Here is a 13,101-nt window from a genome sequence, read left to right on the forward strand (position 1 = left end):
ACGCGGCGACGCCCGCCCTTCGGTCGGGGAGGGCGGGCGTCGGCGGTGTCCGTACGACGCTGTACGGAACGACTCGCGAACCGGGCGGGCAGCCGGCGCCGTTGCCGGCACCCGCCCGGAGACTGGGACGGACAGACGAACGGACGAACGGACGGACAGTGAGACAAACAGACGGACGGCCGGTCGGAAACCTCAGGCCGTCAGGCCGTCAGGCCGTCAGGCGACGAGCGCGCGGTCCGTCGGCCGCACAGGGTACGGCAGGGTGGACTCGCCCGTCAGGTGGCGGTCCACGCCGCGCGCCGCGGCGCGGCCCTCGGCGATGGCCCAGACGATCAGCGACTGGCCGCGGCCGGCGTCGCCGGCCACGAAGACGCCGGGGACGTTCGTCGCGTACTCGGCGTCGCGCGCGATGTTGCCCCGCGCGTCCAGTTCGAGGCCGAACTGCTCGACGAGGCCGTTCTCCCGGTCGGTGCCCGTGAAGCCCATGGCGAGGGTGACCAGCTGCGCCGGGATGCGGCGCTCCGTGCCCGGCTTCTGCTCCAGCTTGCCGTCGACGAACTCCACCTCGATCAGGTGGAGCCACTGGACGTTGCCGTCCTCGTCGCCCTCGAAGTGGGTGGTGGAGACGGCGTAGACCCGCTCGCCGCCCTCCTCGTGGGCCGAGGTGACCTTGTAGGTCATGGGGAACGTCGGCCAGGGCTGGTGCCCCGGGCGGGCCTCGCTCGGTCGCGGCATGATCTCCAGCTGGGTGACGGACGCCGCGCCCTGCCGGTGGGCCGTGCCGACGCAGTCGGCGCCGGTGTCGCCGCCGCCGATGACCACGACGTGCTTGCCCTCGGCCGTGATCGGGGCGGTGATGAAGTCGCCCTCCTGGACCTTGTTGGCCAGCGGCAGGTACTCCATGGCCTGGTGGACGCCGTTGAGCTCGCGGCCCGGCACCGGCAGGTCGCGCGCCGTGGTGGCGCCGGCGGCGATGACGACCGCGTCGTAGCGCCGGCGCAGCGCCGCCGCGTCGATGTCGCGGCCGACCTCCACGCCGGTGCGGAACTTGGTGCCCTCGGCGCGCATCTGCTCGATGCGCCGGTTGACGTGCCGCTTCTCCATCTTGAACTCGGGGATGCCGTACCGGAGGAGGCCGCCGATCCGGTCGGCCCGCTCGTAGACGGCGACGGTGTGCCCGGCCCTGGTGAGCTGCTGGGCGGCGGCCAGGCCCGAGGGGCCTGAGCCGATGACGGCGACCGTCTTGCCGGACAGCCGCTGCGGGGGCTGAGGGGTGACGGAGCCGGCCTCCCAGGCCTTGTCGATGATGGTGACCTCGACGTTCTTGATGGTCACCGCCGGCCGGTTGATGCCGAGCACGCAGGCGGACTCGCACGGCGCCGGGCACAGCCGCCCGGTGAACTCCGGGAAGTTGTTGGTGGCGTGCAGCCGTTCGCTGGCCGCCGTCCAGTCGCCGCGGTAGGCGTAGTCGTTCCACTCCGGGATCAGGTTGCCCAGCGGACAGCCGTTGTGGCAGAAGGGGACGCCGCAGTCCATACAGCGGCCGGCCTGCTTGCTGATGATGGGCAGCAGCGAGCCGGGGACGTAGACCTCGTTCCAGTCCCGGACGCGCTCCTCGACGGGGCGGGACCGAGCGATCTCGCGCTCGGTGGAAAGGAAGCCCTTCGGGTCAGCCATGGGACGCCGCCTCCATCATCTTCTCGTGGGTCTCGGACTCGGAGAGCCCGGCCCGCTCGGCGGCGTCCTTGGCGGCGAGCACGGCCTTGTAGGTGGTGGGCATGATCTTGCTGAACCGCGCGACCGCGCTGTCCCAGTCCTTGAGCAGCGCGTCGGCGACGGTCGACCCGGTCTCCTCGGCGTGCCGGCGCACCAGCTCGTGCAGCCAGTCGCGGTCGACCTGGTCGAGCTCCTCTATGGCGACGAAGCCGGGGTTGACCTGGTCGGGGTCGAGGTCGACGACGTAGGCGACGCCGCCCGACATGCCGGCCGCGAAGTTGCGTCCGGTGGCGCCGAGCACCACGGCGCGGCCGCCGGTCATGTACTCGCAGCCGTGGTCGCCGACGCCCTCGGCGACGACGGTGGCGCCCGAGTTGCGCACGCAGAACCGCTCGCCGACCCGGCCGCGCAGGTAGACCTCGCCGCCGGTGGCGCCGTAGCCGATGGTGTTGCCGGCGATGGTGGAGAACTCGGGCAGGTGGTCGGCACCCCGGTCCGGGCGGACGACGAGGCGGCCGCCGGAGAGGCCCTTGCCGACGTAGTCGTTGGCGTCGCCCTCGAGCCGCAGCGTGACGCCGCGCGGCAGGAACGCGCCGAAGGACTGGCCGGCGGAGCCGGTGAAGGTGATGTCGATGGTGTCGTCGGGGAGGCCGGTGCCGCCGAACCGCTTGGTCACCTCGTGGCCCAGCATGGTGCCGACGGTGCGGTTGATGTTGCGGATGGCGAGCTGGGCCCTGACGGGCTGGGCGGCCTCCACCGTGTCGGCGGAGAGCGCGTCGGCGGAGAGCCGGATCAGCTCGTTGTCCAGGGCCTTGGCGAGGCCGTGGTCCTGGGCGATGGTGTGGTGCCGGGCGGCGCCCTCGGGCAGGGCGGGCACGTGGAGCAGCGGCGCCAGGTCGAGGCCCTGGGCCTTCCAGTGGTCGACGGCGCGGGACACGTCGAGCAGCTCGGCGCGGCCGACGGCCTCCTCCAGGGTGCGGAAGCCCAGCTCGGCGAGGAGCTCGCGGACCTCCTCGGCGATGAACTCGAAGAAGTTGACGACGAACTCGGGCTTGCCGGCGAACCGTTCGCGCAGCACCGGGTTCTGGGTGGCGATGCCGACCGGACAGGTGTCCAGGTGACAGACCCGCATCAGGACGCAGCCGGAGACGACGAGCGGCGCGGTGGCGAAGCCGAACTCCTCGGCGCCGAGCAGCGCGGCGATCAGCACGTCGCGGCCGGTCTTGAGCTGGCCGTCGGTCTGCACGACGATCCGGTCGCGCAGCCCGTTGAGCAGCAGGGTCTGCTGGGTCTCGGCGAGGCCGAGCTCCCAGGGGCCGCCGGCGTGCTTGAGGGAGGTGAGCGGGGAGGCGCCGGTGCCGCCGTCGTGTCCCGAGATGAGGACGACGTCGGCGTGGGCCTTGGAGACGCCGGCGGCGACGGTGCCGACGCCGACCTCGGAGACCAGCTTGACGTGGATCCGGGCGGCCGGGTTGGCGTTCTTCAGGTCGTGGATCAGCTGGGCCAGATCCTCGATCGAGTAGATGTCGTGGTGCGGGGGTGGGGAGATCAGGCCGACGCCGGGCGTCGAGTGCCGGGTCTTCGCCACCCACGGGTAGACCTTGTGTCCGGGCAGCTGGCCGCCCTCGCCTGGCTTGGCGCCCTGGGCCATCTTGATCTGGATGTCGTCGGCGTTGACCAGGTACTCGCTGGTGACGCCGAAGCGGCCCGAGGCGACCTGCTTGATGGCGCTGCGGCGGGTCGGGTCGACCAGCCGCTCCGAGTCCTCGCCGCCCTCGCCGGTGTTGGACTTGGCGCCCAGCCGGTTCATGGCGATGGCCAGCGTCTCGTGGGCCTCCTGCGAGATGGAGCCGTAGCTCATCGCGCCGGTGGAGAACCGCCTGACGATCTCGCTGACCGGCTCGACCTCGTCGAGCGGCACGGGCTGGCGCGCGCCGTCCCGCAGCCGGAACAGGCCGCGCAGCGTCATCAGCCGCTCGGACTGCTCGTTCACCCGCCCGGTGTACTGGCGGAAGACGTCGTAGCGGCGCTCCCGGGTGGAGTGCTGGAGCCGGAAGACCGTCTCGGGGTCGAAGAGGTGCGGCTCGCCCTCGCGCCGCCACTGGTACTCGCCGCCGATCTCCAGGTCGCGGTGGGCCGGAGCCACGCCGGAGGCGGGGTACGCCTTGGCGTGCCGGGCCGCGACCTCGCGGGCGACGACGTCGAGGCCGGCGCCGCCGATCTTGGTGGTGGTGCCGTGGAAGTAGGTGTCGACGAACGACTCGTCGAGGCCGACGGCCTCGAAGACCTGCGCGCCGCGGTAGGAGGCGACGGTGGAGATGCCCATCTTGGACATCACCTTGAGGACGCCCTTGCCCAGCGCCCTGATCAGGTTGCGGATGGCGACCTGCGGGTCGGCGCCCGGCAGGTAGGTGCCGCGGGCGACCAGGTCCTCGACGGACTCCATGGCCAGGTAGGGGTTGACGGCGGCGGCGCCGTAGCCGACGAGCAGCGCGACGTGGTGCACCTCGCGGACGTCGCCCGCCTCGACCAGCAGCCCGACCTGGGTGCGCTGCTTGGTCCCGATCAGGTGGTGGTGGACCGCGGAGGTGAGCAGCAGCGACGGGATCGGGGCGTGCTCGGCGTCGGAGTGCCGGTCGGAGAGCACGATGATCCGCGCGCCGTCGGCGATGGCCGCGTCGGCCTCGGCGCAGATGGCGGCGAGCCGGTCGGCGAGCGCCTGGCCACCGCCGCCGACCCGGTAGAGGCCGGAGAGGGTGGCGGCGGAGAACCCGGGGAGGTCGCCGTCGGCGTTGACGTGGATGAGCTTGGCCAGCTCGTCGTTGTCGATCACCGGGAACGGCAGCGTGACGCTGCGGCAGGAGGCGGCGGTGGGCTCCAGCAGGTTGGCCTGCGGGCCGAGCGAGGAGTACAGGGAGGTGACGAGCTCCTCGCGGATGGCGTCCAGCGGCGGGTTGGTGACCTGCGCGAACAGCTGGGTGAAGTAGTCGAAGATCAGCCGTGGCCGGTCGGAGAGCGCGGCGATCGGGGTGTCGGTGCCCATCGAGCCGATCGGCTCGGCACCGCTGCCCGCCATGGGGGCGAGCAGCACCCGCAGCTCCTCCTCGGTGTAGCCGAAGGTCTGCTGGCGGCGGGTGACGGAGGCGTGGGTGTGCACGACGTGCTCGCGCTCGGGCAGGTCGGCCAGCTCGATGAGGCCGGCCTCCAGCCAATCGGCGTAAGGGTGCTCGGCGGCGAGCCGCTCCTTGATCTCGTCGTCCTCGATGATCCGGTGCTCGGCCGTGTCGACGAGGAACATCCGGCCCGGCTGCAGGCGGCCCTTGCGGATCACCCGGGACGGGTCGATGTCGAGGACGCCGACCTCGGAGGAGAGCACGACGAGGCCGTCGTCGGTGACCCAGTAGCGGCCCGGACGCAGGCCGTTGCGGTCGAGGACGGCGCCGACCTGGACGCCGTCGGTGAAGGTGACGCAGGCCGGGCCGTCCCAGGGCTCCATGATCGTGGAGTGGTACTGGTAGAAGGCGCGCCTGGCCGGGTCCATGGAGGCGTGGTTCTCCCAGGCCTCCGGGACCATCATCAGCACGGCGTGCGGCAGCGAGCGGCCGCCGAGGTGCAGCAGTTCGAGGACCTCGTCGAAGGTGGCCGAGTCGGAGGCGTCGGGCGTGCAGATCGGGAAGATCCGCTCCAGGTCCGCGCTTCCTCCTCCGAGCAGGTCGCTGGCGAGCTGCGACTCCCGTGCCCGCATCCAGTTGCGGTTGCCGCGGACGGTGTTGATCTCGCCGTTGTGCGCGACGAAGCGGTAGGGGTGGGCGAGCGGCCAGCTCGGGAAGGTGTTGGTCGAGAACCGCGAGTGCACCAGGGCGATCGCGCTGGCCAGCCGGCGGTCGGAGAGATCGGGGAAGAACGGCTCGAGCTGGCCGGTGGTGAGCATGCCCTTGTAGACGATGGTCCGGGCGGAGAGCGACGGGAAGTACACGCCGACCTCGCGCTCGGCGCGCTTGCGCAGCACGAAGACGGCCCGGTCGAGCACCAGACCGGTCTTCTCGCCCGCCGCGTCGGCGACGAACAGCTGCCGGAAGGCGGGCATGGTCTCGCGGGCCGCGGCGCCGAGCAGTGCCGGGGCGGTCGGCACGTCGCGCCAGCCGAGGACGGTCAGGCCCTCCTCGGCGGCGACGGCCTCGATCCGGGCGACCGCCTCGGCGGCCTCGGCCTCGGCGGCGGGCAGGAAGCCGATGCCGACGGCGTAGGCGCCGTGCTCGGGCAGGGCGAACGGAACGCTCTCGCGGAGGAAGGCGTCCGGGATCTGGATGAGGATGCCGGCCCCGTCGCCGGTGTCCGGGTCGGAGCCGGTGGCCCCACGATGCTCCAGGTTCCGCAGGACGGTGAGCGCCTGGTCGACCAGTTCGTGGCTGGCCTCACCGGTCAGAGTGGCGACGAAGCCGACACCACAGGCGTCGTGCTCGTTACGCGGGTCATACATCCCCTGCGCTACCGGATGGGACGCAGAACGCATCGGCTCTCCCGTCGTCGTCTTGGCTTGTAGCTGGTTCCGAGGGACGACGCTGGCCCTGGCATACGCGAAATTTCGTGCAGGTTACACGATGTCCCGGTTCCCGGGAAGCGGATAGCACTGTCCACGATACGGACTTAGCTCCGCCTGGCCACGCCGGAAATGGCGGACAAGACCGCCCAAAGCAATTCGGGGTCGACGGGTGCACCGCTGCTCGTCGATGCGGGACACATGCCCGCCGTCAAACAACTGAAACCCGCCAGAAACAAAGCTCACCCAAAGCGCGCTCAGCGGACATAGCGCGCGGACAGGTCCAGCTTATTCCCGACATCCACCCATCGTGCCCGACCGGCCGCCGTCACCCCAGCGAGGTGCCGAGCAGCGCGCCCAGGCCGTAGGTGAGCGCGGCCGCCCCGGCGCCGAGGAGGAGCTGCCGCAGGCCGCCGTACCACCACGATCTGGCGGTCACCCGCGACACCACGGCCCCGCACAGGAACAGGCCGACCAGGGCGATCACGACGGCCGGCCACAGGCTGGCGGCGCCCAGCAGGTACGGCAGCAGCGGCAGCAGCGCCCCGACCGCGAACGAACCGAACGACGACACCGCGGCCACGCCGGGTGACGGCAGGTCGGCCGGGCCCACGCCCAGCTCCTCGCGGGCGTGGATCTCCAGCGCCTGCTCGGGGTCGACGGACAGCTGCCTGGCCACCTCCCTGGCCAGCTCCGGCTCGACGCCCCGCCGCACGTAGACCTCGGTGAGCTCGGCCAGCTCGTCCGACGGGTGCCTGATCAGCTCGCGCCGCTCGACGTCGATCTCGGCCAGCACGAGCTCCCGCTGCGAGGCCACCGAGGTGTACTCCCCCGCCGCCATGGAGAACGCCCCGGCGGCGAGCCCCGCCATCCCGGCGACGGCGACGGCGTGGGAGGACGCGGAACTGCCGGCCACGCCGCTGATCAGCCCCAGGTTGGACACCAGGCCGTCCATGGCCCCGAACACGGACGGCCGGAGCCATCCGCCGGTGACGTCCCGGTGGCTGTGGTGCGCCTCTGCGGACATGACGGTGCCGCCCTGCTTCCCTGGTGCTGCGGATCGGGCCCCCAGCCTGACACCGAACCGCTGCGCGGGCTAGCAAGGCAGGGCGTACTAACCGCCGTGACCTGCGGTTTTCACATGTTGGCTGGCGCAAATGGCAATGGCCCGCGCGGCGGCGGGCCATTGGTGGAAGTGGGTGGGTGGGGGGAGGAACCCGGCGTCAGCTCGCCGGGGCCTTGGCGTCCTCGTCGCCCGGCTTCGTGCCGGCGTCCGCGCCGCCTTCCGCCTTCGCCTCGGCCGGCTTCTCCGGGGCCTCGGCGTCCGCCTCCGCAGCGGTCTCCCCGGCGGTCTCCTCGGCCTCGGCGGAGGTCTCGACCTCGGCGGGGGTCTCGTCCCCCGCGGGCTCGGCGTCGGGGTCCGGCTCGACGTTCTCCTCGCGGCCGGGGCTGCGCTTCGCGGAGAGCACCAGGTAGAGGACGGCCGCCGCGAAGACGATCACCGCGGTCCAGTTGTTGAGCCGCAGGCCGAAGAACTCGTGCGCCTCGTCGATCCGCAGGTACTCGATCCAGAAGCGACCCGCCGTGTAGCCCGCGACGTAGAGCGCGAAGGCGCGCCCGTGGCCGAGGCGGAAGCGGCGGTCGGCCCAGATCACCAGCACGCCGACGCCGACGCACCACAGGGACTCGTAGAGGAAGGTGGGGTGGAAGGTGCCCTGGTCGAGACCGTTGTCGATCTCCACCGCCCACGGCACGTCGGTGGCGCGGCCGTAGAGCTCCTGGTTGAACCAGTTGCCCCAGCGACCGATCGCCTGTGCGAACGCGATGCCGGGCGCGAGGGCGTCGGCCATCGGCGGCAGCGCGATACCGCGCCGCCGGCAGGCGATCCAGGTGCCCACGGCGCCACCCGCGATGGCGCCCCAGATGCCGATGCCGCCGTCCCAGATCCGGAACGAGTCGACCCAGTCGCGGCCCTCGCCGAAGTAGAGCTGGTAGTCGGTGATCACGTGGTAGAGCCGCGCGCCGACCAGGCCGAAGGGCACGGCCCAGACGGCGATGTCGGCGACGGTCCCCGGCTTCCCGCCTCGGGCGACCCAGCGCCTGCCACCGAGCCAGATGGCCAGGAAGACGCCGATGATGATGCACAGCGCGTATCCGCGCAGCGGCAGCGGTCCGAGGTGGATCTCGCTTTCGCCGGGACTGGGAATCGAGGCAAGGATCTCCATGGTGTCCCCGACGCTACCGTGCCCGGAGCGCATGGGGTAATCCGCGGGGCCTTCCGGGGGCCACCGGGGCTCCCGGAAGGATCAACGCGTCACGCGGCGCCACCGGACGGGCACCGACGGTCAGGCGTCCGCCAGGTCGTTCACCCGGTCGCGGAGGCTGTCCGGCGTCAGCGGGTTGGCGGAGTCGCCGTAGACGCTCTCGCCGTTCAGCAGGATCGTCGGGGTGGCGTTGTACTTCGAGTTCAGGAAGGCCGCGTTCGAGTCGCTGACCCAGTCGTCGTGGGTGCCGTCCTGGACGCAGGAGCGGAACGCGTCCGAGGCGAGGCCCTCGACGTCCTTGGCGAGGTTGATCAGGTGCGACGTGTCCGCGAAGGCGTCGTCCTGCTCGGCCGGCTGGTGCTCGAAGAGCACGTCGTGGTACTGCGGGAAGCGGTCCTCGTCGCGGGCGCAGGCGGCGGCGTTGGCGGCCCGCTTGGAGCCGTCGCCGCCGACGTTGCCGTCGATGATGCTGACCAGGTGGTACTCCACGCGCAGCTTGCCGGCGTCCGTCAGCTCGTTGATGGTGGTGCGGAAGTTGTCCTCGAACTGGCCGCAGGCCGGGCAGCGGAAGTCCTCGTAGACGGTCAGCGTCGCCGGCGCGTCCGAGGGGCCCACGGTGATCGGCTCGGCGTTGGTGGCGTCGCTCGAGCTGTCGCCGTTGTTCGCCGCGACGATCCCCACCGCGGCCGCCGCCGCGAGGATCACCACCGACACGCCGGCCATCTTGACGCCGCGCACCCGCCGCTCCGAGGAGCGCTCCCGCTCCCGTGCCCGCCTGATCCGCTCGCGGGCACTCTGCTTTCCGTCACGATTTCTCTGGCTCACGCCCTGAGCCAACGAACCGCGCCCGGTCAGGACACGCCCAGCGGGCCACTCGATGGGCGCGACCCCCGGTCAGTGCTCCGAGCGGTCGGCCGCGGACTGCTCCCAGGAGACGCTCAGCCAGGGGCTCTCCGAGTCCGTGGACAGCAGCCGGTGCGCGGCGACCATCTCCGTGTACCAGTCGCCGAACTCCTCGCTGTCGAAGTGCAGGCAGCGCCCGAGGATGTAGCCGGCGGCGAAGTCGGACCAGGAGCGGTACACCTGGCGGGCGGCGGCGCCGGCGCGCAGCAGCGACCGCTCGGTCTCGGGGAGTTCGCAGTAGCGAGCGCCCAGGCCCCAGCGGGCCATGCAGGAGGCCCGCCCGAAGTCCCAGGCGAGCACGGAGCGCACGCCGTCCTCGGCGGCGAGCAGGCCGTCGGCCCGGAACCGCGCCTCGTAGCGCAGGATGCGGCCGATCAGTTCCTGGACCAGGGCGATGTCGGCGTCCAGGTCGAACTCGGGCGGCCGGCCGGTCTGGTCGACCACCTCCGCGGTCCGCGAGACCAGCACCCGCTCGGCCGTCTCGCGCCACCGCACCGCGCCCGGCGTCGGGCCGTACTCCTGGATCAGCGCCTGCCGCACCCGCAGCGCGAACTCCCAGGCGGGCGAGATGACCTCGCCGCGCAGCAGCCGCTCCTGGATCTTGTACCAGTCGCCGCGCCCGGACACCCCCCACCAGGTGCGCAGCAGTTCCCGCTCCTCGCGGTAGCCGCCGTTCTGCCAGCCGAGGTGGTTCCAGAGGGAGCCGTTGTTGACGAGGAGCAACGCGCCGCACGCCATGCCGTGGGCCAGCGGGCCCGAGCGGTGCCCCGTCCACAGCGTCTTGAGCTGGCTCTCGGGCGTGGCGTTCCTGGCGTACCTGCGCCACCGCTTGGGCTCGGCCGGCAGGAAGGTCTCGACGGGGGTGCCGGGGTTGACCGCCAGCCAACGGGCGGGCCGGGGCCAGGACTTGGCGAGCCCGGCGAGGTCCCCGCGCTCGAAGATCTGCCCGCCGGCCGGCGGCGGCAGCATGCCCCGGGTGAAGACGGCCACGCAGACCCCGTCGACCTGGGGGTCCTTGAAGGTGCTGAAGCGCAGGCCGTCGGGGACGGCGTCGGCCATCTCCTGGGACATCGGGAAGAAGAGGTCGGTACCGGCCAGGACGGAGAAGAACGCGGCCCAGTCCCCCTTGGAGCCGGCCTCGTACAGGCCCTGTTCCACCGCCGTGGGCGGCTGCCACGGTATGTCTTCCGCGGTCCCGTCGGTACCCATGGCCCACGACTGTACCGGAACGCGGCCGGGCCCCGGCGCCGCGACCACGTTCCGGTGAACCGGCCGGTCAGCCCGTGCGCCGTACCCCGGCGGCGAGTTCGGCGGCGAGCTCCCTGACCCGCGCCAGGGCGGTGGCCTCGTCGTCGTGTTCCAGCAGCGGCTTGACGAAGGCGGTGCCCACGATCACGCCGTCCGCGAAGGCCGCCACCTCGGCCGCCTGCCGGGCGTTGGACACGCCCAGCCCGACGCAGACCGGCAGTTCGGTGGTGGCCCTGGTGCGGCGCACCAGGTCGGCCGCGTCCCGGCTGACGGACTCGCGGGTGCCGGTGACGCCCATCAGGGAGGCCGCGTAGACGAAGCCGCTGCCGGCCGCCGTGATGGTGGCGAGCCGGGCGTCCCTGCTGCTGGGGGCGACCACGAACACGGTGGCCAGGCCGTGCTGTTCGGCCGCCTTCCGCCAGGCGTCCGACTCCTCGACCGGCAGGTCGGGCAGGATGCAGCCGGCGCCGCCCGCCTCGGCCAGCTCGGCGGCGAACCGCTCGGGCCCGTACCGGTCGACCGGGTTCCAGTAGGTCATCACCAGCACCGGCACGCCGGTGGCCGCGTGGACCTCGCGGACGGTGCGCAGCACGCCGGCGATCCGGATGCCGCCGCGCAGCGCGATGTCGTCGGCGGTCTGGATGACGGGGCCGTCGAGGACCGGGTCGCTGTGCGGCAGGCCGATCTCGATGACGTCGCAGCCGCCCTCCACCATGGCGGTGACGGCGCGGACGCCGCCGTCGACGGTGGGGAAACCGGCCGGGAAGTAGCCGATCAGCGCGGCCCGGTCGGCCGCCCGGGCCGCCGCCAGCACGGCGCTCAGCGCCGCCGCGTTGCCACTCACTTGTCGCCCTCCACGGCCTTCTCGTCGGCGTTCTCGTCGGTCTTCTTGTCGGCGTTCTCGTCGTAGAGCCCGAAGTATCGGGCGGCGGTGTCCATGTCCTTGTCGCCGCGGCCCGAGAGGCTGACGACGACAAGGCCGTCCGGGCCGAGTTCGCGGCCGACCTCCAGGGCGCCGGCGAGCGCGTGGGCGCTCTCGATGGCCGGGATGATGCCCTCGGTGCGGGACAGCAGGAGCAGTGCCCGCATCGCCTCGTCGTCGGTCACCGGCCGGTACTCGCCGCGGCCGCTGTCCTTGAGGTAGGCGTGCTCGGGGCCGATCCCGGGGTAGTCGAGGCCGGCCGAGATGGAGTACGGCTCGGTGATCTGGCCCTCGTCGTCCTGGAGGACGTAGGACCGCGAGCCGTGCAGGATGCCGGGCTCGCCGACCGTGAGGGTGGCGGCGTGCTCGCCGGACTCCACGCCGTGGCCGGCCGCCTCGCAACCGACCAGCCGCACGCCCTCGTCGGGGATGAACGCGTGGAACAGGCCGATCGCGTTGGACCCGCCGCCGACGCAGGCCACGACGGCGTCGGGCAGCCGGCCGGCCTCCTCCTGGATCTGCCGCCGCGCCTCGACGCCGATCACCCGGTGGAAGTCGCGGACGAGGACCGGGAAGGGGTGCGGCCCGGCGACCGTGCCGAACAGGTAGTGGGTGCGGTCGACGTTGGCGACCCAGTCGCGGAACGCCTCGTTGATGGCGTCCTTGAGGGTGCGGCTGCCGGACTTCACCGAGATCACCTCGGCGCCGAGCATCCGCATCCTGGCGACGTTGAGCGCCTGGCGCTGCGTGTCGATCTCGCCCATGTAGATGGTGCACTCGAGGCCGAACAGGGCGCAGGCGGTGGCGGTGGCCACGCCGTGCTGGCCGGCGCCGGTCTCGGCGATGACGCGGGTCTTGCCCATCCGGCGGGTGAGGAGCGCCTGGCCGAGCACGTTGTTGATCTTGTGGGAGCCGGTGTGGTTGAGGTCCTCGCGCTTGAGGAACACCCGGGCCCCGCCGGCCTCGGCGGCGAACCGCGGCACCTCGGTCAACGGGCTGGGCCGGCCGGTGTAGTGCGTGAGCAGCCGGTCGAGCTCGGCGGCGAAGGCGGGATCGGCCTTGGCCTTCTCGTACTCGACCGCCACCTCCTCGACGGCGGCGCGCAGCGCCTCGGGCACGAAGATGCCGCCGAAGGCGCCGAAGTAACCGGCGGAGTTGGGCACCGGCCCCTCGTGGTCGGGAAAGAAGTACTCCGCCGCGGACCGGGCGGTCGCTGCGGACTCGATGTCAGACATTCGGTTCGTTGCCTTGCCTTCCGGATGGATCGAGATCGAGATCGAGGAGACTAACGACGAGATGTGCCGCGCCGGCCCTACGGGCCGGTGGGCGGACGGGGCGGACCGGCCGTTGGCCGCCGGCGGCGGGGTCACCGGTCCGCCCGGTCGGCCGGGCCGTCTCGGGACAGCCCTGACCGTCGCGAGGGCGAACGGGCTCGGGGCCGCCGGGCCGGCACGGTCCGGCGCTACCGGACGTCGGTTCGGATGGTCCGGTGGGGGCCTGTCTCTTAT

The 13,101-nt window shown here is 72.3% G+C and carries 8 protein-coding genes; all 8 read right to left on the minus strand.

Annotated elements, in window-relative coordinates:
• Nucleotides 1-216: 216 nt before the first annotated feature.
• The 8 genes from E1283_RS19800 to trpB all read right to left on the minus strand — a co-directional run bounded on the left by E1283_RS19800 (nt 217) and on the right by trpB (nt 12,828).
• Nucleotides 217-1,677, minus strand: a complete 1,461-nt coding sequence (locus tag E1283_RS19800) for a glutamate synthase subunit beta (protein ID WP_132819434.1) — start codon at nt 1,675-1,677, stop codon at nt 217-219.
• Entirely contained in the window at nt 1,670-6,229 is a 4,560-nt protein-coding gene (gene gltB / locus E1283_RS19805) for a glutamate synthase large subunit (protein WP_132819435.1), read from the minus strand. Before gltB ends, E1283_RS19800 begins: the two co-directional genes overlap by 8 nt.
• A gap of 355 nt (nt 6,230-6,584) precedes the next feature.
• Nucleotides 6,585-7,283 carry a VIT1/CCC1 transporter family protein gene (locus E1283_RS19810; RefSeq protein ID WP_132819436.1) on the minus strand — a complete coding sequence of 233 codons (699 nt, stop codon included), beginning with the start codon at nt 7,281-7,283 and terminating at the stop codon, nt 6,585-6,587.
• A 196-nt stretch (nt 7,284-7,479) separates the two neighbouring features.
• Nucleotides 7,480-8,481, minus strand: a complete 1,002-nt coding sequence (gene lgt, locus E1283_RS19815) for a prolipoprotein diacylglyceryl transferase (RefSeq protein ID WP_132819437.1) — start codon at nt 8,479-8,481, stop codon at nt 7,480-7,482.
• 120 nt (nt 8,482-8,601) lie between these two features.
• Complete coding sequence (locus E1283_RS19820) at nt 8,602-9,345, minus strand: DsbA family protein (RefSeq protein ID WP_132819438.1); 744 nt, start codon at nt 9,343-9,345, stop codon at nt 8,602-8,604.
• Between the two features lie 69 nt (nt 9,346-9,414).
• A complete protein-coding gene (locus E1283_RS19825; RefSeq protein WP_132819439.1) occupies nt 9,415-10,632 on the minus strand; it encodes a DUF1266 domain-containing protein in 1,218 nt (405 codons plus the stop codon).
• 67 nt (nt 10,633-10,699) lie between these two features.
• Nucleotides 10,700-11,515: a tryptophan synthase subunit alpha gene (trpA, locus tag E1283_RS19830; protein WP_132819440.1), complete on the minus strand. Its 816-nt coding sequence runs from the start codon at nt 11,513-11,515 to the stop codon at nt 10,700-10,702.
• Nucleotides 11,512-12,828, minus strand: coding sequence for a tryptophan synthase subunit beta (gene trpB, locus E1283_RS19835; protein WP_132819441.1), 1,317 nt, complete (start codon nt 12,826-12,828; stop codon nt 11,512-11,514). The genes trpA and trpB overlap by 4 nt, the downstream gene beginning before the upstream one ends.
• Nucleotides 12,829-13,101: the final 273 nt, after the last annotated feature.

It is taken from the genome of Streptomyces hainanensis (assembly GCF_004348415.1).
Classification (GTDB): Bacteria; Actinomycetota; Actinomycetes; order Streptomycetales; family Streptomycetaceae; genus Streptomyces; species Streptomyces hainanensis.